Origin of the sequence: Caballeronia sp. BR00000012568055 (assembly GCF_029439455.1) — a bacterium.
In the GTDB taxonomy this organism is placed as follows: domain Bacteria; phylum Pseudomonadota; class Gammaproteobacteria; order Burkholderiales; family Burkholderiaceae; genus Caballeronia.
Window position 1 is genome coordinate 115082 of sequence record NZ_JAQFVG010000311.1, and the last position, 24821, is coordinate 139902.

The 24821-nt window shown below is 61.8% G+C and carries 22 protein-coding genes; 17 read left to right on the forward strand and 5 right to left on the reverse strand.

All coding sequences use genetic code 11. The features are described from left to right. The first annotated feature begins 195 nt into the window (after window positions 1-195). Genes P7F28_RS22865 through P7F28_RS22875 form a run of 3 tightly spaced genes read left to right on the forward strand, consistent with a single transcriptional unit; the run spans window position 196 to window position 3059 of the window. The gene (locus tag P7F28_RS22865; RefSeq protein WP_277187044.1) at window positions 196-1518 is read left to right on the forward strand and encodes a C4-dicarboxylate transporter DctA; all 1323 of its coding nucleotides are present in this window, start codon (window positions 196-198) and stop codon (window positions 1516-1518) included. 21 nt (window positions 1519-1539) lie between these two features. Beyond that, window positions 1540-2550, forward strand: a complete 1011-nt coding sequence (alc, locus tag P7F28_RS22870; protein WP_277187045.1) for an allantoicase — start codon at window positions 1540-1542, stop codon at window positions 2548-2550. Further along, window positions 2547-3059, forward strand: coding sequence for an ureidoglycolate lyase (locus P7F28_RS22875; RefSeq protein WP_277187046.1), 513 nt, complete (start codon window positions 2547-2549; stop codon window positions 3057-3059). Before alc ends, P7F28_RS22875 begins: the two co-directional genes overlap by 4 nt. Window positions 3060-3193: 134 nt before the next feature. On the opposite strand, the gene fur is transcribed toward P7F28_RS22875, so the two are convergent. Further along, window positions 3194-3622 carry a ferric iron uptake transcriptional regulator gene (fur, locus tag P7F28_RS22880; protein WP_277187047.1) on the reverse strand — a complete coding sequence of 143 codons (429 nt, stop codon included), beginning with the start codon at window positions 3620-3622 and terminating at the stop codon, window positions 3194-3196. A 199-nt stretch (window positions 3623-3821) separates the two neighbouring features. Between fur and P7F28_RS22885 the strand changes: the two genes are divergently transcribed. The 9 genes from P7F28_RS22885 to P7F28_RS22925 all read left to right on the forward strand — a co-directional run bounded on the left by P7F28_RS22885 (window position 3822) and on the right by P7F28_RS22925 (window position 12932). Next, window positions 3822-4610 (forward strand): outer membrane protein assembly factor BamE, encoded by a 789-nt coding sequence (locus P7F28_RS22885; RefSeq protein ID WP_370467382.1) that lies wholly within the window; start codon window positions 3822-3824, stop codon window positions 4608-4610. Between the two features lie 109 nt (window positions 4611-4719). Then, window positions 4720-5517 carry a 4-hydroxy-tetrahydrodipicolinate reductase gene (gene dapB / locus P7F28_RS22890; protein WP_277187049.1) on the forward strand — a complete coding sequence of 266 codons (798 nt, stop codon included), beginning with the start codon at window positions 4720-4722 and terminating at the stop codon, window positions 5515-5517. A 12-nt stretch (window positions 5518-5529) separates the two neighbouring features. After that, on the forward strand, window positions 5530-6195 hold the full coding sequence (locus P7F28_RS22895; protein WP_277187050.1) for a MotA/TolQ/ExbB proton channel family protein: 666 nt from the start codon (window positions 5530-5532) through the stop codon (window positions 6193-6195). A gap of 12 nt (window positions 6196-6207) precedes the next feature. Continuing rightward, the gene (locus P7F28_RS22900) at window positions 6208-6636 is read left to right on the forward strand and encodes a biopolymer transporter ExbD (protein WP_277187051.1); all 429 of its coding nucleotides are present in this window, start codon (window positions 6208-6210) and stop codon (window positions 6634-6636) included. Window positions 6637-6849: 213 nt separating this feature from the next. Continuing rightward, complete coding sequence (gene leuS / locus P7F28_RS22905; protein ID WP_277187052.1) at window positions 6850-9444, forward strand: leucine--tRNA ligase; 2595 nt, start codon at window positions 6850-6852, stop codon at window positions 9442-9444. A gap of 41 nt (window positions 9445-9485) precedes the next feature. After that, window positions 9486-10037: an LPS assembly lipoprotein LptE gene (gene lptE, locus P7F28_RS22910; protein WP_277187185.1), complete on the forward strand. Its 552-nt coding sequence runs from the start codon at window positions 9486-9488 to the stop codon at window positions 10035-10037. A gap of 18 nt (window positions 10038-10055) precedes the next feature. Beyond that, window positions 10056-11147, forward strand: coding sequence for a DNA polymerase III subunit delta (holA, locus tag P7F28_RS22915; RefSeq protein ID WP_277187053.1), 1092 nt, complete (start codon window positions 10056-10058; stop codon window positions 11145-11147). 88 nt (window positions 11148-11235) lie between these two features. Beyond that, entirely contained in the window at window positions 11236-12507 is a 1272-nt protein-coding gene (locus tag P7F28_RS22920) for a glutamate-5-semialdehyde dehydrogenase (RefSeq protein WP_277187054.1), read from the forward strand. 8 nt (window positions 12508-12515) lie between these two features. Next, window positions 12516-12932, forward strand: a complete 417-nt coding sequence (locus P7F28_RS22925; protein WP_277187055.1) for a CopD family protein — start codon at window positions 12516-12518, stop codon at window positions 12930-12932. 34 nt (window positions 12933-12966) lie between these two features. On the opposite strand, the gene P7F28_RS22930 is transcribed toward P7F28_RS22925, so the two are convergent. Then, window positions 12967-13806 carry a MurR/RpiR family transcriptional regulator gene (locus P7F28_RS22930; RefSeq protein ID WP_277187056.1) on the reverse strand — a complete coding sequence of 280 codons (840 nt, stop codon included), beginning with the start codon at window positions 13804-13806 and terminating at the stop codon, window positions 12967-12969. A gap of 300 nt (window positions 13807-14106) precedes the next feature. Here P7F28_RS22930 and edd point away from each other — a divergent pair, with 300 nt between their 5' ends. The 4 genes from edd to P7F28_RS22950 all read left to right on the forward strand — a co-directional run bounded on the left by edd (window position 14107) and on the right by P7F28_RS22950 (window position 18845). Then, window positions 14107-16059: a phosphogluconate dehydratase gene (gene edd / locus P7F28_RS22935; RefSeq protein WP_277187057.1), complete on the forward strand. Its 1953-nt coding sequence runs from the start codon at window positions 14107-14109 to the stop codon at window positions 16057-16059. 27 nt (window positions 16060-16086) lie between these two features. After that, window positions 16087-16719: a bifunctional 4-hydroxy-2-oxoglutarate aldolase/2-dehydro-3-deoxy-phosphogluconate aldolase gene (eda, locus tag P7F28_RS22940; RefSeq protein ID WP_277187058.1), complete on the forward strand. Its 633-nt coding sequence runs from the start codon at window positions 16087-16089 to the stop codon at window positions 16717-16719. 256 nt (window positions 16720-16975) lie between these two features. Further along, window positions 16976-18340: a GntP family permease gene (locus P7F28_RS22945; protein WP_277187059.1), complete on the forward strand. Its 1365-nt coding sequence runs from the start codon at window positions 16976-16978 to the stop codon at window positions 18338-18340. 10 nt (window positions 18341-18350) lie between these two features. Beyond that, complete coding sequence (locus tag P7F28_RS22950) at window positions 18351-18845, forward strand: gluconokinase (protein ID WP_277187060.1); 495 nt, start codon at window positions 18351-18353, stop codon at window positions 18843-18845. Window positions 18846-18889: 44 nt separating this feature from the next. Here the strand turns inward: P7F28_RS22950 and purB are convergent, their stop codons facing one another. The 3 genes from purB to P7F28_RS22965 form a co-directional block, all read right to left on the reverse strand. After that, complete coding sequence (purB, locus tag P7F28_RS22955) at window positions 18890-20278, reverse strand: adenylosuccinate lyase (protein WP_277187186.1); 1389 nt, start codon at window positions 20276-20278, stop codon at window positions 18890-18892. 74 nt (window positions 20279-20352) lie between these two features. After that, window positions 20353-21054 carry an N-acetylmuramate alpha-1-phosphate uridylyltransferase MurU gene (murU, locus tag P7F28_RS22960; RefSeq protein WP_277187061.1) on the reverse strand — a complete coding sequence of 234 codons (702 nt, stop codon included), beginning with the start codon at window positions 21052-21054 and terminating at the stop codon, window positions 20353-20355. An 8-nt stretch (window positions 21055-21062) separates the two neighbouring features. Beyond that, window positions 21063-22088, reverse strand: coding sequence for an aminoglycoside phosphotransferase family protein (locus P7F28_RS22965; RefSeq protein ID WP_277187062.1), 1026 nt, complete (start codon window positions 22086-22088; stop codon window positions 21063-21065). Between the two features lie 236 nt (window positions 22089-22324). Between P7F28_RS22965 and P7F28_RS22970 the strand changes: the two genes are divergently transcribed. Continuing rightward, on the forward strand, window positions 22325-24715 hold the full coding sequence (locus P7F28_RS22970; RefSeq protein ID WP_277187063.1) for an LPS-assembly protein LptD: 2391 nt from the start codon (window positions 22325-22327) through the stop codon (window positions 24713-24715). Window positions 24716-24821: the final 106 nt, after the last annotated feature.

Here is a 24821-nt window from a genome sequence, read left to right on the forward strand (position 1 = left end):
TGGCCGGTCTGACCGCCATTGTATGCGCGTGTCCGGTGCGCGTGTGCACCACGAATGCGGCAGGGTAAACCGGTAGCTCGCGTTCCTTGACGTGCATATATTGGCTTCCTAATATCCATCATCAAAGCACTGGTCGGACCAGTCGGAACAGTGCTCCAAACCCCTAAATTGATTAGACGATTGAGGAGAACGGTCGTGGCGAGATTCCTGAATTCGCTGTTTGGCAGAGTGATGATCGCGCTGGTCATCGGTATTGTGGTTGGCGCGCTATTTCCGCATTTCGGGCAATCGCTCAGGCCGCTCGGCGACGGCTTTCTGAAGCTCATCAAGATGGTGATCGCGCCGATCGTGTTCTGCGTGGTCGTCAGCGGCATGGCGAGCGCGGGCGATCTGAAGAAAGTCGGGCGCGTCGGGCTGAAGGCGGTCGTCTACTTCGAAATCATGACGACGCTGGCGTTGATCATCGGCGCGATTCTGGCGTGGATCACCAAGCCGGGCGTGGGCATGAACATCGACCTGCATTCGCTCGATGCTTCCGCGCTCACCACCTACACCGAGCACGCCAAGAGCCTCAAGGACACCGCCGGCTTTCTGCTGAAGATCATTCCCGACACCGCCATCGATGCCTTCGCCAAAGGCGACATCCTGCAAGTGCTGGTGTTTGCCGTGCTGTTCGGCTCCGCCCTCTCGATGCTCGGCGACAAGGCGCAGCGCGTGACGGTGTTCATCGACGAGCTGTCGGCGATTTTCTTCCGCATCATGGGCTTCATCATCAAGCTCGCGCCGCTGGGCGTGCTCGGCGCGATTGCTTTCACGACGGGGCAGTACGGCGTGGCATCGCTCAAGCAACTGGGCCTGCTGGTGGCCGTGTTCTACGTGAGCTGCTTCCTGTTCGTGTTCGTCGTGCTGGCCGTGGTCATGCGCCTCGCGGGCTTCTCCATCTTCAAGCTGGTGCGCTATCTGCGCGAAGAATTGTCGATCGTGCTCGGCACCGCTTCGTCGGACGCTGTGCTGCCGCAGATCATGCGCAAGCTCGAATGGATGGGCGTGAAGGACTCGACCGTCGGCCTCGTGATTCCGACCGGCTACTCGTTCAATCTCGATGGTTTTTCGATCTATCTGACGCTCGCGGTGATCTTTATCGCGCAGGCCACGAATACGCCGCTGTCGCTGCATGACCTGATCGTGGTGGTGCTGGTGTCGCTGGTGACGTCGAAGGGCGCGCATGGTATTCCCGGCTCGGCCATCGTGATTCTCGCCGCGACGCTCTCCGCCATTCCCGCGATTCCCGTGCTCGGCCTCGTGCTGATTCTGCCGGTGGACTGGTTCGTGGGTATCGCGCGGGCGGTGACGAATCTGATCGGCAACTGCGTGGCGACGGTGGTCGTCGCCGTGTGGGAAAACGATATCGACCGGGCGCGCGCCAAGCGTGTGCTCGACCAGGACGCGGACTATCGCTTCGTGCCTGCCGCGCCGGAAGCCGCGCACGGCGGTCATGAAAACGCGCACGCAATCTAAAACTTCACTGAGAGACTTGAAATGGCCACTCCGATTCTCGATCCCAACGCTCCCGCCTTCACGCGCCGCTACATGAATCTCGCGGACCCGCGACTCGGCGCGCAGGCGCTGTTCGCCACCGACGAATTCTTCGCGCCGATGAACCGCATGCTCGAACCGCAGCCCGCGGTGTTCATCCCCGGAAAATACGATGAACACGGCAAGTGGATGGACGGCTGGGAAACGCGCCGCAAGCGCACCACGGGCTACGACTACTGCATCGTCAAGCTGGCGCGGGCGGGCGTGATTCACGGTATCGATATCGATACGAGTCATTTCACGGGCAACTTTCCGCCGGCGGCGTCGATCGAAGCGTGCTACAGCGAAAGCGACGATCCGCAGCGCGATGGCGACTGGCGCGAGATCGTGCCTTCGACCACCTTGCAGGGCAATCATCATCACTATCTCGATATCGGCGATGCACGCGCCTACACGCACTTGCGCGTGAATATTTATCCCGATGGCGGGATCGCGCGTTTGCGAGTGTACGGTCAGCCGAAAACGGATTTTTCGCGCGTGAAGGCCGGCACGCTGCTCGATCTCGCGGCGATCGAAAACGGCGCGTATCTGGTCGCGGCGAACAATCAGCACTTCGGGCCTGCATCGCAAATGCTGATGCCGGGTCGCGGCGTAAATATGGGCGATGGCTGGGAAACGCGTCGTCGTCGCGAACCGGGCAACGACTGGGCGATCGTCGCGCTGGCCAATCCCGGCGTGATCCGCGCGATCGAAGTGGATACCGCGCACTTCAAAGGCAATTTCCCCGACCGATGCTCGCTGCAAGCGGCGCGCGTGGAGGGCGGCACGGATGAATCGCTGGTGACCCAAGCGATGTTCTGGCCCGTGCTGCTCGACGAGCAAAAGCTGTCGATGGACAACGTGCATCGCTTCGAGAAGGAGATCGCGGCGCTGGGTCCGGTCACGCACGTGCGCTTCAATATTTATCCGGACGGCGGCGTGTCGCGTCTGCGAATCTTCGGTGAAATCCAATGAAGACGCTGACGCTCGAACCGCTCACGCGCGAAGCGTTCGCCCCGTTTGGCGATGTAATCGAACTCGAAGGCGCGCGCCATTTTCCGATCAACGCGGGCACGACCGAACGCTTCCACGATCTTGCCCAAGTGGACGTCGGTATCGATACCGGCGGGCGGCCGCTCATCAACGTGTTTCGCGGCCAGCCGCGCCCGCAGCCGGTGGAAATTTCGATGATGGAGCGCCATCCGCTCGGCAGTCAGGCGTTCGTGCCGCTGGGCGCGGTGCGCTATCTGGTGGTCGTCGCGCCAGCGGGCGAGTTCGATGCGTCGCGCCTGAAAGCGTTTTACGTCGATGGCTGGCAGGGCGTGAATTACGCGCGCGGCGTATGGCATCACCCGCTGATCGTGCTCGACACGGCGGGCGATTTTATCGTCGTGGATCGCGGCGGCGATCTGCCGAATTGCGATGAGATCGATTTGCCTGAGCGCTATACGCTTAGGAAAGCCGAGGCGCACGCGGCTGTATAAACGCCGATAACGCTATTGCGAATCAACCGCATACGCATCTCACAAAAGGTATAGGCGAAACGAAACCGCCGTCCATCGAAGCCGATGGACGGCGGTTTTTTGCGTTCGGGCCGGTCATTACCGGCGCGTCCAGCTCAGTGCTTGCGGTGCGGGCAGTTTTCCTTCGTGCATGCGCCGTACAGCGCGAGCGCATGCTCGTGGAGTTTGAAGCCGCGTTCCTTCGCAATCGCTTGTTGGCGGCGTTCGATCTCGGAGTCGAAAAATTCTTCGACACGGCCGCAGTCGATACACACGAGGTGATCGTGATGCGATCCTTCGTTGAGTTCGAAAACGGCCTTGCCCGATTCGAAATTGCTCCGCGACAGCAAACCGGCTTGCTCGAACTGCGTGAGCACGCGATAGACCGTGGCGAGACCGATATCCAGCTCTTCCGTAAGCAGGCTTCGATACACGTCTTCAGCGGTCAGGTGGCGCACCGTACTGTGCTGGAAAATCTCGAGAATCTTGAGGCGCGGCAGGGTCGCCTTAAGCCCAATGTTCTTGAGATCAGCGGTGTTGCTCATGGCCATGCGTCCCTAGAGTACAATTCAAGGTTCTCATAGTAATGCGTTTTTCCGATTCCGGACATCTCGCAGGAAATCGGATCGCCGTGCGGACCTCTGCGCGGTCGATAAGCGCGGCCTTGGAGCGCTTCGCGCGAAAGGTGAAATGTCTTCAATTTCTATATCGAATCGCAGGGAGAGCAGTCGCATGCGGGGAACCATGATCGCAGCAACCTTGGCCGCATTGCTCGCCGGTTGCTCGACGTATGACAGCGTCACGCAGAAGATCGCGCAAAGCATCACGCCGTATCGCATCACGGTCGTGCAAGGCAATTTTGTTTCGCAGGAAGCCGCGAATCAAATGCAGGTCGGCATGTCGCGGGATCAGGTCAAGCAGCTTCTCGGTACGCCGCTGCTCACCGACATGTTCCACGCGGATCGCTGGGACTACGTGTTTTATTTCAAGCGCGGCAGCACGTCCGTCGTTCAGCAGCGTGATTTCATCGTGAATTTCGCGAGCGATCGCGTGGTCAGTTGGTCGGGCGGCGAGAATCTGCCGTCGAACCTCGAACTGCTGGCTGAAATCGACGGCGACAAGGGCGTCAAGGTTGCGAAGGCAGCGCCCGCTCCTGCAGCGGTCGCGGCTTCGGCATCGGGTGCGTCGGCAACGGGCGTGACCGCGCCGGTCGGCGAGCCGTCCACGCAGCCGAACGCCGCCACGGCCTTTGCCGGCGACGCCAACGAGCAAGCCGCGCAGGCCGCGAATCGCGCGACGGCGCAGGTCGAAGCGCCGACCGGGCGTCAGCGTTCCTCGACGTATAGCAGCGCGCCGACCAGCGCGGGCGGTGCGCCGGGCTCGGCCAACAATTCCGGCTCGAATTCGCAGATCCAGCTTCAGCGCAAACCGCAGACGATCAACATTCCCGACAGCAGCGCGGTCGGTCCGGCGAGCACATCGCCGGCTCCGGCCAACGCCAGCGGTCAGGGGCAGTTCACGATGCCGCAGTAACAGCGGCTTCTTTGAAGCGGTGCCGCTTAGCTTGGCGGCGCCGCTTTCGCATCATTCGCCGCGCGGCTCGGCTTTCGTACGACGCGCGGTTCATCGACACGAGACAGCCATGAAGATCGCCATTGCCGGTGCATCGGGCCGCATGGGCCGGATGCTGATCGAAACCGTTCTCAACGAACCCGACGTGCAACTCGTCGGCGCACTCGACCGGCCGGGCGTGCCGCAGCTCGGGCAGGACGCGGGCGCGTTTCTCGGCAAAACCACGGGCGTGCTGCTCACCGACGATATCGAACGCGTGTTCGCCGAAGCCGATTATCTGATCGACTTTACGCGGCCCGAAGGCACGCTCGTGCATCTCGAAGCGGCGCTGCGTCATAACGTGAAGATGATTATCGGCACGACCGGTTTCAGCGACGAGCAGAAGGCGCAGCTGCGTCAGGCGGGCGAGAAGATCGGCATCATGTTCGCGCCGAATATGAGCGTGGGCGTGAACGTCACGCTCAAGCTGCTCGAATTCGCGGCGAAGCAGTTCGCGCAGGGCTACGACATCGAGATTATCGAGGCGCACCATCGTCATAAGGTCGATGCGCCTTCCGGCACCGCGCTCGCCATGGGCGAAGTGATCGCCGATGCGCTCGGCCGCGATCTCAAAGACTGCGCCGTCTACGCGCGCGAAGGCGTGACCGGCGAACGCGATCCATCGACCATCGGCTTTTCTGCCATTCGCGGCGGCGATATCGTCGGCGATCACACGGTGCTGTTCGCGGGCATTGGCGAGCGGATCGAGATTACGCACAAGTCGGCAAGCCGTTTGTCGTACGCGCAGGGCGCGCTGCGTGCGGCGCGCTTCCTCGCGGGCCGCGATCACGGCTTTTTCGACATGCAAGACGTGCTCGGCCTGCGCTGATCCATTCGTACGATGGCGACAACGAGCGTTCTCCACTACCTCGAATCCGGCGATGCCGTGACGCATACCGTTGCGGGCGTCTTGCTCGCGATGTCGCTGGCGAGCTGGTGTTTTCTGCTGGTGAAAACGTGGGTGCTGGTGCGCGCCAAGTGGCAAGGGCCGCGCGCGTTGCAGCGGTTCTGGCAGGCGGCGAGTCTGAAAGATGGCATCGGCGCGTTGAAGCGCGCGGATCGCGAGCGCGTGTATTTGCCGCTGGCCGAAGCGGCGTGGCGCGCATCGGAGGCCGAAGTGCCGGGCGCGCTGCTCGCCCGCGTGGATCGCGATGAACGCGTGCTGCGCGCGCTGCGTCAGGCCATGCTCAATTCGCAACGGCGGCTCGAATTCGGTCAGGTGCTGCTCGCATCGGTCGGGAGTACGGCGCCGTTCGTCGGATTGCTCGGGACCGTGTGGGGCATTTATCACGCGCTGTCGAGTATCGCGGCAAGCGGGCAGGCGATGATCGAAAACGTCGCCGGACCGGTGGGCGAAGCGCTCATCATGACCGCGTTCGGCCTTGTCGTCGCGATTCCCGCGGTGCTCGCCTACAACGTGCTCGGCCGCTACGTGCGGCAGATTTCCGAAGAACTCGACGGCTTCGCGCACGATCTGCACGTGTTCGTCTGCGGCGAGCGCGAGTAAGGAGCGCGGATCATGGCCTTCGGCGGACTCGACAAGAAGCCCAATGGCCAGCCGATGGCCGAGATCAACATGACGCCGCTCATCGACGTCATGCTTGTGCTGCTGGTCATTTTCATCATCACCGCGCCGCTGTTCACGCACGCCATTCGGCTTGATCTGCCGAAGGTCGCATCGCAGCCCGCGCGCGAGACGCCGCAGACCGTCACGCTGTCCATCGACGATTCCGGCAAGCTGTTCTGGAACGACGCGCCCGTCAGTTTCGACGAGATGCGCGCGCGTTTCACCGATGCCGGCAAGGCCGCGCAGAAGCCTGAATTGCACTTGCGGGCGTCGAGTGCGACGCGGTACGACGTAATTGCCAAAGTGATGGGCGCGGCGCAGCAGGCGGGACTGTCGAGCATTGGTTTCGTGACGCAGCCGGTCGCAAAACCCGCGCATTGAGTATTTTGCCTATGCCGAGCGGACGACTGGCCGTCGGCGTGAGAAGCCCGCACACTGAGGCCAGATAGCCCGGATTGCGCGCCGATGCATGAAAACAGGACGGTATAATCGTCCTTTGCCCGTTCGGCGGGCCTGTCAAGTCAAGCTCGTTAGCCTGAACGCCGACGCCGCAGCGAATTCCGTTCCAGCATTTGCTCCAAGCCAAACCACACCATGCACGATAAATACGTACCCGCCGACGTCGAATCCGCCGCGCAGAGCAACTGGCGCGCGAACGACGTCTACCGGACGACCGAGACGTCGGCCAAGCCCAAGTTCTATTGCGTCTCGATGCTGCCGTATCCGTCCGGCAAGCTGCACATGGGTCACGTGCGCAACTACACCATCAACGACGTGATGTACCGTTATCTGCGCATGAACGGTCACAACACGCTGATGCCGATGGGCTGGGACGCGTTCGGAATGCCCGCCGAAAACGCGGCGATGGCCAACAACGTGCCGCCCGCGAAGTGGACGTACGACAACATCGCGTACATGAAGAAGCAGATGCAGTCGATGGGCCTCGCCATCGACTGGTCGCGTGAAGTCGCCACGTGCTCGCCGGACTACTACAAGTGGAACCAGTGGCTGTTCCTGAAGATGCTGGAAAAGGGCATCGCGTACAAGAAGACGGGCACGGTGAACTGGGATCCGATCGATCAGACCGTGCTGGCGAACGAACAAGTCATCGACGGGCGCGGCTGGCGCTCGGGCGCGCTGGTGGAAAAGCGCGAAATCCCGATGTACTACCTGCGCATCACGGATTACGCGGATCAACTGCTCGACGATCTCGAAGGCCTCGGCTGGCCCGAGCGCGTCAAGATCATGCAGCAAAATTGGATTGGCAAGAGCTTCGGCGTGAACTTCGGTTTTCCGTATGAAATCGACGGCGAAGCGAAGTTGCTGCGCGTGTTCACCACGCGCGCCGACACCATCATGGGCGTGACCTTCGCGGCGGTCGCGGCGGAACACCCGCTGGCCACGCGTCTCGCGCGCGATAACGCGGATTTGCAAGCGTTTATCGACGAATGCAAGCGCGGCGGCGTCGCGGAAGCGGACGTTGCCACAATGGAAAAGAAGGGCGTGCCGACCGGCTTCTTCGTCACGCATCCGCTGACGGGTGACAAGGTCGAAGTGTGGATCGGCAATTACGTGCTGATGTCGTACGGCGAAGGCGCGGTGATGGGCGTGCCGTCGCACGATGAACGCGACTTTGCGTTCGCGAAGAAGTACGGCCTGCCGATCAAGCAAGTAATCGATATCGAAGGCAAGACGTATTCGACCGACGCGTGGGAAGAGTGGTACGGCGACAAGACTGCCGGCAAGCTTATCCACAGCGGCAAGTACGATGGCCTGACCACCGAGGAAGCGATCAACGCGATCGCCGCCGACCTGAAGGCGAAGGACCTCGGCGACAAGCAAATCACGTGGCGTCTGCGCGACTGGGGCATTTCGCGTCAGCGTTATTGGGGCACGCCGATTCCGATCATCCATTGCCCGTCGTGCGGCGACGTGCCGGTGCCGGAAAAAGACCTGCCCGTTGTGCTGCCGGAAGATCTCGTGCCGGACGGTTCGGGCAATCCGCTGGCGAAGTCGGAAGCGTTCCTGAACTGCAAGTGCCCGAAGTGCGGCGCGGATGCAAAGCGCGAAACCGACACCATGGACACTTTCGTCGATTCGTCCTGGTACTTCTCGCGCTACAGCGCGCCGGACGCCAAGACTATGGTGGACGAGCGCACCGATTACTGGATGCCGATGGACCAGTACATCGGCGGGATCGAGCATGCGATTCTGCACTTGCTGTACTCGCGCTTCTGGACCAAGGTCATGCGCGACATGGGCCTGGTGAAGTTCGGTGAGCCGGCGAAGAATCTGCTCACGCAGGGCATGGTGCTCAACGAAACGTTCTATCGCGAAGACGCGAGCGGCAAGAAGACCTGGTACAACCCGCTCGACGTGACCGTGTCGCACGACGACAAGGGCCGTCCGACCGGCGCGGTGCTGATCGCGGACGGTCAGCCGGTCGTGCTCGGCGGCGTCGAAAAGATGTCGAAGTCGAAGAACAATGGCGTCGATCCGCAGACTTTGATCGATCAGTACGGTGCGGATACCGCGCGTCTGTTCGTGATGTTCGCAGCGCCGCCGGAGCAATCGCTCGAGTGGTCGGGTGCGGGCGTGGAAGGCGCAAGCCGCTTCCTGCGCCGCGTGTATCACTTCGCGAACGGCAATGCGGAAGTGCTGAAACAACACGGCAAGCTCGATGCATCGAAGCTGAACGACGGCGACAAAGCGCTGCGCCGCGAAATCTACACCGTGCTCAAACAAGCTGATTTCGACTACGGCCGTTTGCAATACAACACGGTCGTTTCCGCCGCGATGAAGATGCTGAACGCGGTCGAAAGCCTGAAGACGCCGAGTGAAGGCGTGCTCAACGAAACCTTCGGCGTGCTGCTGCGCGTGCTGTATCCGGTGGTGCCGCACCTGACGTTCCAGTTGTGGTCGGAACTGGGCTACGAGAAGGAATTCGGTCCGCTGCTCGACGCGCCCTGGCCGAAGGTCGATGAAGCCGCGCTCGAACAGTCTGAAATCGAACTCGTGTTGCAGGTGAACGGCAAAGTGCGCGGCGCGCTGACCGTGGCGAAGGACGCATCGAAGGACGTCATCGAAAAGGCGGCGGTTGCGCACGAAATGTTCGAGAAGTTCGCTGAAGGCCGCGCGCCGAAGAAAATCGTCGTGGTGCCGGGCCGCCTCGTCAACGTGGTCGTCTGATGGCCAAAACCAAGGGAGCGGATGTGACCCGTCAAGCCGGCATGAGCAGGCGTTCGTTTCTGACGCTGTTGGGCGGTGCTTCGTTGTTGTCCGCGTGCGGCTTCCAGTTGCGCGGACAACAGGACTACGCGTTCAAGCGTCTCGCGGTAACGGGTGGCGTGCCGCAGATGGTCGCGCGCCTCGAACGCATGGTCGAAGGCGGCAGCGACACGGTGATCGTTAAGCCGTGGGAAAAGCCGGATGCAACGCTCAGTCTGTCGGAAGGGCAAGGCCAGCGCACGTTGAGCCTGAATGCGCAGGGCGTGGTGCAGGAATACGAACTGGTCTACAACGTGACGTATTCGCTCATCGGCGCGGACGGCACGTTGCTGATTCCGCCGAGCGTGATCGCGCTGAATCGTTCCATGACGTATAGCGATCAATACACGCTCGCCAAGCAGTCGGAAGCAACGCTGCTGTACAACGACATGCGCAACGACGCCGTCGATCAGCTCACGCGCCGTCTCGCCGCCGTGCGCTCGCTGCATCCGGCGCCGGGCGAGCAGACGCCGAGCGTCGTGCCGCGCGCGCCGCTGCCGACACCGCCGCTCTGATCGAACGCGCCGCTTGCCATGCAACTGAAGCTCGACGCGCTCGAAGCGCACCTCGCGAAAGGCCTGAAAGGGCTGTACGTCGTTTATGGCGACGAGCCTTTGCTCGCGCAGGAAGCGTGCGATCGTATTCGCGCGGCGGGGCGTGCGGCCGGCTTCACGGATCGCGCGGTGTTCACGGTCGAGCGTGGATTCGACTGGAGCGCGCTGATCGGTGCGAGCCAGTCGATGTCGCTGTTCGGTGATCGTCAGTTAATCGAATTGCGGATTCCGACCGGCAAGCCCGGCAAGGAAGGCGGCGAAGCGCTGAAGACCCTCGCCGCTTCCGATAATCCCGACATTCTCCTGCTCGTCACGCTGCCGCGTCTGGATTCGGCGACGCAGAAATCCGCGTGGTTCACGGCGCTGCTCGGCGCGGCCGTCGCGCTGAAGATCGATCCGGTCGAGCGCGCGCAGTTGCCCATGTGGGTCGGTCAGCGGCTCGCACAGCAAGGTCAGCATGTCGCGGCGGGCGAGGATGGAAGGCGCGCGTTGCAGTTCATCGCGGAGCGCGTTGAAGGGAATTTGCTGGCGGCGCATCAGGAGATTCAAAAGCTCGGGCTGCTGTATCCGCAAGGCGTCTTGTCGTTCGAACAGATTCACGACGCCGTGCTCAATGTCGCGCGCTACGACGTCTTCAAGCTCAACGAAGCGATGCTGACCGGCGACGTCGGCCGGCTTGCGCGCATGCTTGACGGCCTGAAGGGTGAAGGCGAAGCCGCCGTGCTCGTGCTGTGGGCGCTGGTCGAGGAAGTGCGCACGCTGTTGCGTATCAAACGCGGCGTGGCATCGGGGAAGCCGCTCGCCACGTTGATGCGCGAGAACCGCGTATGGGGTCCGCGTGAACGGTTGATCGGACCGGCGCTGTCGCGCGTGACGGACGAGGCGCTGGAAAAGGCGCTGACGCTGGCGGCGCGGCTGGATCGGCAAGTGAAGGGTTTGTCCGGCGGCACGGGAAAGCGCGGCAGCGAGCCGCCGCCCGATCCGTGGGCCGGCATGTTCGAACTCGCGATGGCGGTCGCCCACGGCGGCAAGCCGGCGCAGGCGTCCGGCGCGCCGCGACCGCGTCGCTGACACGCTTCTGTCACACGCTGTTGCAATCCACGCAACGGCTTAGAATGATCCTTTCGACGCTCGCAGCGCCGACGCAACGAGATAAACGATGAATATCGATCAATACATGACCGACCTCGGCCGCCGCGCACGCGCGGCGTCGCGCGCAATGGCGCGTGCCTCGACGGCGGCGAAGAACGCGGCGCTCGTCGCGGTGGCCGAAGCCATCGAACGCGAACGCGACACGCTGAAGGCCGCGAATGCGCGTGATCTCGCCCGCGCCCGCGACAAAGGCCATGACGCCGCTTTCATCGACCGTCTGACGCTTTCGGACAAAGCGCTCGACACGATGGTCGAAGGTTTGCGGCAAGTGGCGGCGCTGGCTGATCCGATCGGCGAAATCAGCGGGCTGAAGTATCGGCCGAGCGGGATTCAGGTTGGTCAGATGCGCGTGCCGCTCGGCGTGATCGGCATCATCTACGAATCGCGGCCGAATGTGACAATCGACGCAGCCGCGCTTTGTCTGAAATCCGGCAACGCGACCATTCTCCGCGGCGGTTCCGAAGCGCTCGAATGCAATACCGCGCTGGCCAGGCTGATCGGCGTCGGGCTGCAAGCGGCGGGACTGCCGCAGGACGCGGTGCAAGTGGTCGAGACGGCGGATCGCGCGGCGGTCGGCAAGCTCATTACCATGACCGAGTTCGTGGACGTGATCGTGCCGCGCGGCGGCAAGAGCCTGATCGCGCGGCTGATGGAAGAAGCGCGCGTGCCGATGATCAAGCATCTCGACGGCATCTGCCACGTTTATGTCGATGATCGCGCCGATCTGGACAAAGCAGCGGCGGTTTGCGACAACGCGAAAACGCATCGCTACGGCACGTGCAACACGATGGAAACGCTGCTGGTTGCGCGTAGCATCGCTGAAAAGGCGCTGCCGCAGTTGGCGCGCGCGTTCCAGGCCAAGGACGTGGAATTGCGCGTGGACGCCGAATCGCGCGCCGTGCTCGAAGCGGCGAAAATCGGCGCACTGGTCGATGCCACCGAAGAAGACTGGAGCACCGAATATCTCGCGCCGGTGCTGGCAATCAAGATCGTCGAAGGGCTGGATGACGCGATCGAACATATCAACGACTACGGTTCGCATCACACCGACGCCATCGTCACCGAAGATCACGACCGCGCCATGCGTTTCCTGCGCGAAGTGGATTCGGCGAGCGTTATGGTCAACGCATCGACGCGATTTGCCGACGGCTTCGAGTTCGGGCTGGGCGCGGAAATCGGCATTTCGAACGACAAGCTGCACGCGCGCGGACCGGTTGGGCTTGACGGATTGACGTCGCTTAAATACGTCGTGCTCGGACGCGGCGAAGTACGCAATTAATAAGAACGATGCTCTGGATCAAATCGCTGCATATCGTGTTGGTCGCCTCTTGGTTCGCGGGGCTTTTCTACCTGCCGCGCATTTTCGTCAATCTGGCGATGGAAACCGATCCCGCGGCCACCGCGCGCCTTTTGCTGATGGCGCGCAAGCTGTTTCGCTTCATGACGTTTATCGCGGTGCCGGCGCTGGCGTGCGGACTGTGGCTGTGGCTCGTCGTGGGCAGCGGCGCGGGACAGGGATGGCTGCATGCCAAGCTCACGATCGTCGCGCTGATCATCGTCTATCACGCGTATTGCGGGCGCTTGTTGCACACGTTTCAGCGTGGCGAAAACAAGCGCTCGGATAAGTGGTATCGCATGTTCAATGAGTTGCCGGTGCTCGGTTTGCTGGGCGCGACGCTGCTCGTGGTGGTCAAGCCTTTCTGAAGTCGGCGCAAACGCATACGCGGATAACGGCCGATCACACGTCCACGCGCCGGCTCTCCAATACATCCTTCGCCTCGGCGAGCTTTTCCGCCAGCGCCGGGCCGCGCGCCAGCGCAAGACCGACCGCGAGAATATCGCCGATTGCCAAATGCGAGACGCGTGAAGTCATCGGCGAAAAAATATCCGTGTCTTCATCCACGTTCGCGAACAGGCCGACGCTCGCCAGTCGCGCGAGCGGCGAGTTGCCGTGCGTAATCGCGATGACTTTCGCGCCGCCGGACAGGGCGGATCGGCACGCATCGAGAATATCGCGCGTGCGGCCCGTGTTCGAAATTGCGATGACCACATCGCCCGCGCCGAGCAGCGCGGCGGAAGTCGTGTACGTGTGGGGATCGGAATAAGCGACGGACGGCACGCCGAGCTTGAAAAACTTGTGCTGCATATCGAGCGCCACGATGCCCGACCCGCCCGCGCCGTAAAACTCGATGCGCCGCGCCTCCGACAGCAAGCCGATCGCCGTCGCCACGCTGTCCGACGAGAGACTGTTGCGCACCGCGATCAGCGCGCCGATGGTCCGGTCCAGCACTTTTGCCGCGACGCCCGCTGCGGGTTCGTCGCTGCGCACATCGCGATAAACCGTGGGAACGTCCGCTGCTACGCTTTGTGCGAGGCGGATCTTGAATTCGCGGAAACCCGAGAATCCGAGCGCCTGACAGAATCGCGCGATGGTCGGCTGGCTGACGCCGGCGCGGGTGGCGAAGTCGGTCATCGAAATATCAAGGACTTCGCGGGGCGCTTCGAGCACGTAATCGGCCAGCTTGCGTTCGGAGGGCCGCAACTGCTCGCGCATTGCCTCGACTTGAGACAGCAACATCGGAAATCTCGCCTATGCTGGAAAATGTTGGGACTATAGCCGATGAATATGCTTGTACAAATACTACATGAAATTCGGCTGTTCTCTTAGGGATTACCCTCAAGTCCATATATGACAAGCCAAATTGGCAAGCGGCTGCTTAAAAAATACAGTTCGAAAGACGTTGTCCGTATGTAGTTTTTCTACTAACATCATGGCCACGGCGATCTAGAACAAGTCAACAATTCACCGCCGTCCTCGCATTGTCCAAACCCAATACCTCGACGGCAGGCGCGCCGGGAGTGAGACGAAGGAGCTTCGATGGTTTCCCCGCATACGCAACTCAAAAAAGTGACCGACCGCGTGATCGCACGCAGCAAGCCGACGCGCGAGAGCTATCTGTCGCGTATCGACGCCGCGCACGGCAAGTTTCCGGCGCGTGGCGCGCTGTCCTGCGCCAACCTCGCGCACGGTTTCGCCGGGCTGGAAGGACAGGAAAAAATTTCGATCAAGGCGGTGCGCGAGCCGAATATCGGCATCGTGTCGTCTTATAACGAAATGCTGTCCGCGCATGCGCCGTACAAGAGCTTCCCGGACATCATCAAGCAGGCGGCGCGCGAGCATGGCGGTATCGCGCAATTTGCGGGCGGCGTGCCGGCCATGTGCGATGGCATCACGCAAGGCAATGCGGGCATGGAGCTGTCGCTGTTTTCGCGCGAAGTGATCGCCATGAGCACGGCCGTCGCGCTCACACACAATATGTTCGATGCAGCGCTGTGCCTGGGCGTCTGCGACAAGATCGTGCCGGGGTTGGCGATCGGCGCGTTGCAGTTCGGTCATTTGCCGACCATCTTCGTCCCGGCTGGTCCGATGACGAGCGGCCTGACCAACGACGAAAAAGCCAAGGTCCGCCAGGAATTTGCCACCGGCAAGTGCAACCGCGACGCCTTGCTCGAAGCCGAAGCGGCGGCGTATCACGGACACGGCACCTGCACGTTCTACGGCACGGCCAACAGCAATCAGATGCTGATGGAAGTCATGGGCCTGCATCTGCCGAGCGCCGCGTTCGTGCATCCCCACACTGAATTGCGCGATGCGCTCACCGCCGAGGCCGCGCGCCGTGTGCTCGATATCACGCTCGAACGCGGCAATTACACGCCGATCGGCCATGTGGTCGATGAGAAGGCGGTGATCAACGGCATCGTTGCGCTGCTGGCGACGGGCGGTTCGACCAATCACACGCTGCATCTCGTGGCGATTGCGCGCGCGGCGGGCATCATCATCGACTGGAATGATTTCGATGAGTTGTCGCAAGTCGTGCCGCTGCTCGCGAAGATCTACCCGAACGGCAAGGCCGACGTGAATCATTTCCACGCGGCAGGCGGCGTGGCTTACCTCGTGCGCAATCTGCTGCAAGGCGGCTTGCTGCATGAAGATGTGCAGACGGTCGCAGGACGCGGTCTGTCGCATTACACGAAGGAGCCGAAACTTATCGGCGGCAAACTGCAATGGGTCGATGGCGCGGCCGAAAGTCATGACACAAAGGTGCTGCGCGGTATCAGCGAGCCGTTCCAGCCGGACGGCGGTTTGCGGCTGATGCAGGGCAAGCTCGGGCGCGGCGTGATCAAGATTTCGGCGGTTGCGCCGGAGCATCGTGTGGTCAAAGCGCCGGCGATTGTTTTCAACTCGCAGGAAGAAGTGCAGGAAGCGTTCGATAACGGCGAACTGAAGCGCGATTTCGTCGCGGTGGTGCGTTTTCAGGGTGCGCGCGCGAACGGGATGCCGGAGCTGCATCGGTTGACGCCGCTTCTGGGCGTGCTGCAGGATCAGGGATTCCATGTCGCGCTCGTCACGGATGGCCGCATGTCGGGTGCATCGGGCAAAGTGCCTGCGGTGATTCACGTGTCGCCCGAAGCGCTGTTGCAAGGGCCGCTCGGCAAGGTGCGCACCGGCGACACGCTCGTGATCGACGCGCCCGCTGGCGTGCTCGATATCGAAATCGACGAGAACGAATGGGCGGCGCGCGAAGTCGAAGCACCGCGCAATCAGGCCGATAACGAAGCCGGATTCGGGCGCGAGCTGTTCGGCGTGTTCAGAAGCGCCGCGTTGCCCGCGGAAGAGGGCGCGTCGGTGTTCGGCGCGTTGATCGGCGCGGCGGCGTCGCACGATGGACAGGCGAACGGCGCGGCACCGCACGAGGAACGGCATGCATTGCGCGATAACGCGCGTGCGGCGGCATCGGCGCTGAACAAGGCACATGCCACGCATCACTGAACTCAAAAAGAACAGGAGTCGATTCACATGAAAACGGTAAGCGAAATCGTGCGTTTGGGACCGGTGATTCCGGTGCTGGCTTTCGAAACGGTCGAACAGGGCGAACACGTGTCGCGTGCGCTGCACGCGGGCGGCGTCAAGGTGCTGGAGATCACGTTGCGCACACCGGCGGGTATCGGTGCGATCGAGCGCGCGAGCCAGATGGCCGATGACATCGTCGTGGGCGTCGGCACCATCACCAAGCCCGAGCATTGCGAGCAGGCCAAGAAGGCGGGCGCGCAGTTCGGTGTATCGCCGGGACTGACGAAGGACATGCACAAGGCCGCGCAGGACGCGGGCTTGCCGTTGCTGCCGGGCGTGATGACGCCGAGCGACATCATCGCGGCAATGGAACTGGGCTATGAAATCGTCAAGTTCTTTCCCGCGCAGCAAGCGGGCGGTATTCCGATGTTGCAGGCGTTCTATGGCCCGTTCCCGAACCTGAAGTTCTGTCCGACGGGCGGAATCACGGCGGAGACGGCGACGAACTTCCTCGCACAGCCGAACGTGGTGTGTGTCGGCGGTTCGTGGCTGACGCCAAAGGCCGCGCTTGCCGCTCAGAACTGGGAAGAGGTGACGCGCCTGGCGCGCGCGGCGAGCGAATTGGCGCCGCATAGCTGATCGACGTCGCAGTCTCCGGAAGAACGCGAGTGGCGAGAGCCACCGCGCGCTTCTCGCGTTATGAGGTCTGTATTCGCCTGTTCTTTCCGGAATCGCCCTTACAGGGAACCGCTTGGCTCCCGATTTTCCAGCTTACAAGTAAAATTCCGTCACTCGCGCCGTGAGAGCGCTTGCCGGACATTGCCGAAGCGCATCCAAGCAGCGACGGCAAACGCGCTCATAGCGTAAAAACTTCAACAAAACAAAAGGAGGCGCCATGCCAGCCGTCCACGGGAGCATGTTGCTGCTCTACGCCGTGATCGCGATCGCAGTACTGATTCTCATGATCGCGCGCTATAAGGTTTACCCGTTCCTCGTTCTGATGATCGTGTCCGTGCTGCTCGGCCTCGCGGTCGGCATGCCGATGGACAAAATCGTCAAGGCGTTCGAAACCGGCAACGGGAATACCCTTGGACACATCGCTATCGTTGTCGGGTTGGGTACCATGCTCGGCAAGATGATGGCCGAATCGGGCGGTGCCGAACGTATCGCCAATACGCTGATCGATTTGTTCGGCGAGAAGAATATTCACTGGGCGATGATGGTCGTCGCGATCATCGTCGGCTTGCCGGTGTTCTTCGAGGTCGGCTTCGTGCTGCTGATTCCGATTGCGTTCAACGTCGCCAAGCGCACGGGCAAATCCTTGTTGCTGATCGGCTTGCCGATGGTCGCGGGCCTGTCCGTCGTTCACGGTCTGATTCCGCCGCACCCGGCCGCGCTGCTTGCCGTGCAGGCGTATCACGCGGATATCGGCAAGACGATTGCGTATGGTCTGATCGTCGGCATTCCGACGGCAATCGTCGCGGGTCCGCTCTTCGCCTTGCTGATCAGCCGATACATCAAGTTGCCCGACGCCAACGCGCTCGCCGATCAATTCGTGCAAAAGCACGGCGACACGCAAACCAAGCGCGCGCTCCCGAGCTTCGGCATCACGCTGTTCACGATTTTGCTGCCGGTCATTCTGATGCTCATTGGCAGTTGGGCGGATCTCGTGTTCACGCCGAAGACGCTGCCGAACGATCTGCTGCGATTTATCGGGCAATCGGATATTGCGTTGTTGATCGCGGTGCTGGTCAGTTTCTGGACGTTTGGCGCGAAGCAGGGCTTCAATCGCGAGCAGATTCAGAAGTTCTGCGGCGAGTGTCTTGCGCCGATCGCGGGTATTACGCTGATCGTGGGCGCGGGCGGTGGTTTTGGTCAGGTATTGCGCGATAGCGGCATCTCGCAGCAAATCGTTGCGACGGCATCGCAGGCGAATTTGTCGCCGCTGCTGCTCGGCTGGTTCGTGGCCGCGCTGATTCGTCTGGCCACGGGCTCGGCCACTGTCGCGATGACGACCGCGTGCGGTATCGTCGCGCCGATCGCGGCGGCGGCGGGCGGTCATGTCAGCCCGGAATTGCTGGTGCTGGCGACCGGCTCCGGATCGCTGATTTTCTCGCACGTGAACGACGGCGGTTTCTGGCTGATCAAGGAATACTTCGGGATGACGGTGGGGCAGACCTTCAAGACATGGTCGCTGCTGGAAACCATCATCTCGCTCATGGGACTGGGATTGACCTTCGCGCTCGCGGCGGTCGTGTAAGGAGAATTCGATGATTCTGATCGCAATGGGCGTGTCGGGGGCGGGCAAGTCTCTGATCGGCGAAATGCTGGCAGAGCGCCTGCACTGCTCGTTCACCGACGGCGACGCGTTCCACAGCGCCGCGAACAAAGAGAAGATGCACAAGGGCATTCCGCTCACCGACGACGACCGCTGGCCGTGGCTGGAAACCATCCGCGCGGCGATCGAAGAAAAGCAGCGCGCGGGCGAGACGGCGGTGTTCACGTGTTCATCGCTGAAGCGCTCGTATCGCGATGTGCTGCGCGCGGGTGACAAGGACGTGTGCTTCGTCTATTTGCACGGCACGTTCGAAGTGCTGCACGATCGTCTTGGATCGCGCACCGGCCATTTCTTCGATCCGTCGCTGTTGCAGAGTCAGCTCGACACGCTCGAAGAACCCGGCGACGATGAAGCGATCACCGAGAGCATCGAACTGACGCCTGAGCAGATTGTCGATAACGTGATCGAGAAGCTGAAGACTCGGTAAATAGCAAAAAGCCCTGGAATTCCAGGGCTTTTTTCACTTTCAACTTACGCGATCCGCTTCGCCAGTTCCACCGCCTTGCCGATATACGACGCAGGCGTCATTTCCAACAAGAGCTTCTTTGCATCGTCCGGAATCGCCAGACCGGTAATGAACGTCTGAAGCGCCTCGCGCGTGATGCCTTTACCGCGCGTCAATTCCTTCAATTGCTCATACGGATTTTCGATGCCGTAACGGCGCATCACCGTCTGCACCGGCTCTGCGAGCACTTCCCACGTGTTGTCCAGGTCTTCGTTCAGACGCGCGGCGTTTACTTCGAGCTTATCGAGACCGCGAATCAGCGCGTCATAAGCGAGCAGCGAGTAGCCGAACGCCACGCCGATATTGCGCAGCACCGTCGAGTCCGTCAGATCGCGCTGCCAACGCGAAATCGGCAGCTTGTCGGCGAGATGGCGCAGCGTCGCGTTCGCGAGGCCGAGATTGCCTTCCGAGTTTTCGAAGTCGATCGGATTGACCTTGTGCGGCATCGTCGACGAACCGATTTCGCCGGCCTTGGTGCGCTGCTTGAAGTAGCCGAGCGAGATATAGCCCCACACGTCGCGATCGAGGTCGAGAAGAATGGTGTTCGCGCGCGCGACGGCATCGAACAATTCGGCCATGTAGTCGTGCGGCTCGATCTGAATCGTGTATGGATTGAACGTCAGTTTCAGGCGATTTTCGATCACGTCCTTTGAGAACGCTTCCCAATCGAATTCCGGATACGCCGACAAATGCGCGTTGTAATTGCCGACCGCGCCGTTCATCTTGCCGAGCAACGTAACCTGCGCGATCCGCTCGATCGCGCGCGACAGACGCGCCGCCACGTTGGCGATTTCCTTGCCGAGCGTCGTCGGGCTGGCGGGCTGGCCGTGCGTGCGCGAGAGCATCGGCTGTTCGGCTTGTGCGTGCGCGAGCTTGACCAAACGCTCATGCACCGAACGCAGCGCGGGCAGAATCACATGCTCGCGTGCGCCGGCGAGCATCAGACCATGCGACGTGTTGTTGATATCTTCCGACGTGCACGCGAAGTGGATGAACTCGCTCGCGCGCTCCAGTTCCGGCTGACCCTTCACCGATTCCTTCAGCCAGTATTCGACCGCCTTCACATCATGATTCGTGACGCGCTCGATATCCTTGATGCGCGCGGCATCGTGCGCGGTGAAGCGTTCGGCGAGACTCAGCAGGAATTGCTCGGAGGCGTCGGAGAAACGCGGCACTTCTTTGAGCCCGGCGCGCGACAACGCGATCAGCCAGTGAATCTCAACCGTCACGCGATGGCGCATGAACGCGGCTTCGGAGAGCCACTCACGCAGAGCTTCGGTCTTGGCGGCGTAGCGGCCGTCGAGCGGCGAGAGCGCGGTGAGCGCAAAGAGGGTATCGGGACGGGTATCGGACATGGTTGCGGACGGCGCGAAGGAAATGACGGAAGAACCGCGCATTTTACCATCGGATGCGTCCCAAACTCGGCCGCTCAGCGCGTGCGCAGCGCTTCGTCGAGCGCGTGGAGTTGCGCGGGCGTGCCGACGTTTTCCCAGCGGCCTTCGTAAAGCTCGCCGGTCGCGCGTCCCGAAGCGATGGTCTCGCGATAGTACGGCGTCAGCGCGCGGCGCGTGCCGGGCGCGAGATCGCGGAACATGCGCGTGTCGTATAGACCGATATTGCCGAACGTCAAGCGCGATTTGCCGTCGAGCGCGAGCGTGTCGCCGTTCAGCGCGAAGTCGCCTTTGAGATGGAAGGGCGGATTCGGCACCATCACGAGATGCATGCCGGGTTCGTCGCGCTGCGACAACGCAGCCGCACGATCGCGGAGCGTCACGTAATCGAAGTCGCAGAATACGTCGCCACTGACCGCGATAAACACGCCATCGCCAATCAAGTGCCGCGCCTGCGCGATACCGCCCGCCGTCTCCAGCGCATCGGTCTCAGGCGAGAAGCGCAGTTCGACGCCCCAACGCGAGCCATTACCGAGCGTGGCTTCGATCTGCTCACCCAACCACGCGTGATTGATCACGACCACACGCACACCCGCCCCCGCGAGCCGTTCGATCTGCCACAAGATCAGCGGTTTGCCGCCGACCGGCAGCAGCGGCTTCGGACAGGAATCGGTGAGCGGGCGCATGCGTTCGCCGCGTCCGGCGGCGAAGATCATCGCCGTATCGAGTGCGTGGGTCATGAAGAGATTCAGAAGGTATAGCCGACTTCGATCGCGCGGCCTTCGAGCGTATCGAGCAGGCGCGCGAACGGCCACAGCGGCGCGTAACGCTCCGCGACCTTGCGCGCATAGCCGATAAAACGCGGCAGATCCGACAGATAACGCGGCTTGCCATCGCGATAGTGAATGCGCGCGAACAGGCCGAGCACCTTGATATGGCGCTGCAAGCCCATCCACTCGATCTGACGATAGAACTCGCCGAAATCGGCATCGACGGGCAAGCCGGCTTTGCGCGCGCGCTCCCAGTAGTACGCGAAGCAATCGAGCTGAAACTCTTCGTCCCAGCTGATGAAGGCGTCGCGCAACAGCGAAGCGATGTCGTACGTGATCGGTCCGTAGACCGCGTCCTGAAAATCCAGCACGCCGGGATTCGGCTCGCAGATCATCAGATTGCGCGGCATGTAATCGCGCAGCATGAACGTCTGCGGCTGATTCAGCGCGCTTTGCACGAGCAGCGCGAAGGTATCGTCGAGTGTCTTGCGTTCTTCTGCGGTGACTTCGCGCCCGAGATGTCGGCCGATGAACCACTCCGGCATCAGCTCCATTTCGCGGCGCAGAAACGCTTCGTCGAATGCGGGCAACACGCCTTCGCGCGCGGTCTGCTGAAAACGAATCAACGTGTCGATGGCCGCGCGCATCAAAGGCCGCGCGTTCTTCTCGTCGAGTACGGAGATGTACGTGGTCGTGCCGAGATCGGTGACGAGCATGAAACCGGCGTCGAAATCCGTTTCCAATACTTTCGGCACATGCACGTTTGCCGCGTCCAGCAAGCCCGCAACCTGCACAAATTCGCGGCATTTTTCGGGCGGCGGAGCGTCGACTGCGATCAGCGTTTTGCCGTGCTCGGAATCCGCGTCAAGGCGGAAGTAGCGGCGAAAGCTGGCGTCGGCGGAAGCGGGCGCGAGGCTCGCGAGGTTCAGACGGTAGCGGTCCGCGAAAGTCTGTAGCCACGAGCGGAGTTGTTCGAGGCGGGCGTCGTCAGCAATGTGCGTCATAAATTCGAGAGGCAAAACATCTTGCCATATAATACCCCACGACTTTTTCAAGCGATCCGTTTGAAGCCTGGCGCCAGGCCCGACGACTTTCCGCGTTATCGTCCGATCGAGTGTCGTCGCTGCGAAGCAACGGACCGTCAAGTACGACCGCGGAAAGAGTGTGGCCGCCCGCCGCCCAGCCGCTTTCCAGCCGGTGAAAAGCGTGGGACGCGAACGGAACGAACCACCGCCCATACATGCCGCCACGACAGTTTCCAGCATCGAAGATTAAAGGCGACGACAGGCCACGCCGGCGGCGGCTCGTCGCCGCGCTCCTATCCGTTCCGGGGCTGATGCCCGCACTCGCGCACGCCCAACTCGGCGGTGACGCGTCTTATCCGCAGCCGCTCGACGGTCCTGGCAGCCTGCGTCTTGCGCCGCAGCTCGAAGAACGGCCGCTGAAAAGCGGTCAGCAGCCCACCACATTTCTGCTCGGCGACAAAGCCACCGGCACGTCCGACGAAGACATGGCGGCGAAAGGTTCGGCGGAAATCCGCCGCACGGTCACGGTCATCAAGGGCGACGCGCTGCATTACGACCAGGACACCGACATGGCCGATGCTTTCGGCAATGTCAGGCTGATCAACAACGGCGTGTCGTTTGTCGGTCCGGAAGCGCATCTGAAGGTGGAAGCGAACGAAGGGTTCATGACGAACCCGAAGTACCACTTCAATATGACGGGCGGTTCGGGCAGCGCGGAACGTATCGATCTGATCGACAACGAGCGCGCGCGCTTGGATCACGGCACGTACACGGCGTGCCAGTGCGAGACCGATCCGGCGTGGTACATCAAGGGCACATCGTTCGATTTCGATACCGGCTCGAACGAAGGCATCGCGCATAACGGCGTGGTGTTCTTCCAGGGCGTGCCGATCATGGCGAGCCCGTGGCTGTCGTTTCCGCTCACGGGCGACCGGCGCAGCGGCTTGCTGCCGCCCACGTTCTCGCTCAGCTCGACGACCGGTTTCGAAGCCACGATTCCGTACTATTTCAATATCGCGCCGAATCGCGATTTGACGGTCACGCCGCGCATCATGACGCGCCGTGGCGTGCTGGGCGAGGCGACGTATCGCTATTTGTCGCCGACTTATTCGGGGTCGTTTACCGGCGACTATCTGCCGAACGACATGCAGACGCATACGAATCGGTACGCGATCTTCTGGCAGCATCAGCAGAATTTCGGCGGCGGATTCGCGGGCTACGTCAATTACAACAAGGTCTCGGACTCGCAGTATCCGGAAGACCTCGGCAACGCGTCGAGCCAGTTCCTCAACGGCACGCAACTGCTGTATCAGCAGGAAGCCGGGCTGACGTACACCAACGGCCCGTGGTCCGTACTGGGCCGTGAGCAGCGCTGGCAGACGTTGACGCCGTCCACGCCGCCATACGCGCGCGAACCGCAGTTGAACGTGCAGTACAACAAGTACAACGTCGGCGGTTTCGATTACGGCATGGAAGCGGATTTCACCCGCTTCACGATCACAACAGAAGGCGCGACGGACGGTAATCGCGCGTACTTCAATCCGTATCTCAGTTACGGAATCAATGCGCCGGGCTATTTCGTCACGCCGAAGGTGCAATGGCACTTCGCGTCGTATGACCTGAGTCACATTGCGACGTCGCAGGTGGCGGGTTCCTCGCCGCCCGTGACCGGCCAGCCGAAGAACTTCACCGAGTCCATTCCGACCCTCAGTTTCGATTCGGGACTCGTGTTCGACCGTTCGGTGCGGCTGTTCGGGCAGGACTATATCCAGACGCTCGAACCGCGCCTGTACTACGTCTACACGCCGTATCGCAATCAGGACTTCGCGCCTATTTTCGATACCGCCGAGTCCGATTTCGGTCTGGCGGAGATCTACACGCCGAACACGTTCGTCGGCAACGACCGGATCGCGGATGCGAACCGCGTCACGGCCGGCCTGACCACGCGCTTCATCAACCCGGCAACGGGCGATGAACGTGCGCGTTTCGTTATCGCTCAGCAGTATTATTTCCAGAGCCAGCGCGTCACGATCACGCCGGGCACGCTGCCCGAGCAGGCCAAGCACTCGGACCTGATCGCGGGGGCGTCGATCAAGCTGGGCGCTGGTTTCGCTTCGGAAACCGCGTTCCAATATAATGTCGATAACAACCAGCTCGTGCGTTCGAGCGTCGGCTTCGCATTCAGTCCGGCCGACCGCAAGGTGATCAACGTCGGCTACCGCTACACCCGTTCGAACCAGACCACGCTGGTCAACGAACCGATCAATCAGATCCTCGTTTCGGGTGAATGGCCGCTCACGAACCGTCTCTACGCCGTCGCCCGCGTCAATTATGATCTCGCGAGCCATCGGCTCGTCGATGGTCTGGTCGGCTTCCAGTACGATGCCGATTGCTGGGCGCTCGGCTTCGGCGCGCAGCGTTACGCGAACGGCGTGAACACCAGCGGTCAGCCGTCTTCGGGCACGCGCGTGCTTGCACAGTTGACGTTCAAGGGCTTGTCGAACGTCGATAACGGCCTTGTCAGCGCATTCCGCGCCAGCGTTCAGGGCTACCAGCCGCCGCCGGCGCCGGAACCGCCGCTCGCGCGCTTCAGCAACTACGAGTGACGTCGTTACCAGGCGTCCGAAAGCAACACGCTTACAGAAGTCAGGCAGCGCGCCGGTCATGCGGCGCACAGCAGCATACGAACGGTTCAAGACTGGATTTGATGGA

Bases quoted from the DNA above. Each gene is read 5' to 3' on its own strand.
- P7F28_RS22945 (WP_277187059.1), top strand. From the start codon at position 16,976: ATGCCAGCCGTCCACGGGAGCATGTTGCTGCTCTACGCCGTGATCGCG.
- P7F28_RS22920 (WP_277187054.1), top strand. From the start codon at position 11,236: ATGAATATCGATCAATACATGACCGACCTCGGCCGCCGCGCACGCGCG.
- edd (WP_277187057.1), top strand. From the start codon at position 14,107: ATGGTTTCCCCGCATACGCAACTCAAAAAAGTGACCGACCGCGTGATC.
- alc (WP_277187045.1), top strand. From the start codon at position 1,540: ATGGCCACTCCGATTCTCGATCCCAACGCTCCCGCCTTCACGCGCCGC.
- holA (WP_277187053.1), top strand. From the start codon at position 10,056: ATGCAACTGAAGCTCGACGCGCTCGAAGCGCACCTCGCGAAAGGCCTG.
- dapB (WP_277187049.1), top strand. From the start codon at position 4,720: ATGAAGATCGCCATTGCCGGTGCATCGGGCCGCATGGGCCGGATGCTG.
- purB (WP_277187186.1), bottom strand. From the start codon at position 20,278: ATGTCCGATACCCGTCCCGATACCCTCTTTGCGCTCACCGCGCTCTCG.
- P7F28_RS22970 (WP_277187063.1), top strand. From the start codon at position 22,325: ATGCCGCCACGACAGTTTCCAGCATCGAAGATTAAAGGCGACGACAGG.
- lptE (WP_277187185.1), top strand. From the start codon at position 9,486: ATGAGCAGGCGTTCGTTTCTGACGCTGTTGGGCGGTGCTTCGTTGTTG.
- P7F28_RS22950 (WP_277187060.1), top strand. From the start codon at position 18,351: ATGATTCTGATCGCAATGGGCGTGTCGGGGGCGGGCAAGTCTCTGATC.
- P7F28_RS22900 (WP_277187051.1), top strand. From the start codon at position 6,208: ATGGCCTTCGGCGGACTCGACAAGAAGCCCAATGGCCAGCCGATGGCC.
- P7F28_RS22875 (WP_277187046.1), top strand. From the start codon at position 2,547: ATGAAGACGCTGACGCTCGAACCGCTCACGCGCGAAGCGTTCGCCCCG.
- P7F28_RS22885 (WP_370467382.1), top strand. From the start codon at position 3,822: ATGATCGCAGCAACCTTGGCCGCATTGCTCGCCGGTTGCTCGACGTAT.
- P7F28_RS22930 (WP_277187056.1), bottom strand. From the start codon at position 13,806: ATGTTGCTGTCTCAAGTCGAGGCAATGCGCGAGCAGTTGCGGCCCTCC.
- leuS (WP_277187052.1), top strand. From the start codon at position 6,850: ATGCACGATAAATACGTACCCGCCGACGTCGAATCCGCCGCGCAGAGC.
- P7F28_RS22925 (WP_277187055.1), top strand. From the start codon at position 12,516: ATGCTCTGGATCAAATCGCTGCATATCGTGTTGGTCGCCTCTTGGTTC.
- murU (WP_277187061.1), bottom strand. From the start codon at position 21,054: ATGACCCACGCACTCGATACGGCGATGATCTTCGCCGCCGGACGCGGC.
- eda (WP_277187058.1), top strand. From the start codon at position 16,087: ATGAAAACGGTAAGCGAAATCGTGCGTTTGGGACCGGTGATTCCGGTG.
- fur (WP_277187047.1), bottom strand. From the start codon at position 3,622: ATGAGCAACACCGCTGATCTCAAGAACATTGGGCTTAAGGCGACCCTG.
- P7F28_RS22895 (WP_277187050.1), top strand. From the start codon at position 5,530: ATGGCGACAACGAGCGTTCTCCACTACCTCGAATCCGGCGATGCCGTG.
- P7F28_RS22965 (WP_277187062.1), bottom strand. From the start codon at position 22,088: ATGACGCACATTGCTGACGACGCCCGCCTCGAACAACTCCGCTCGTGG.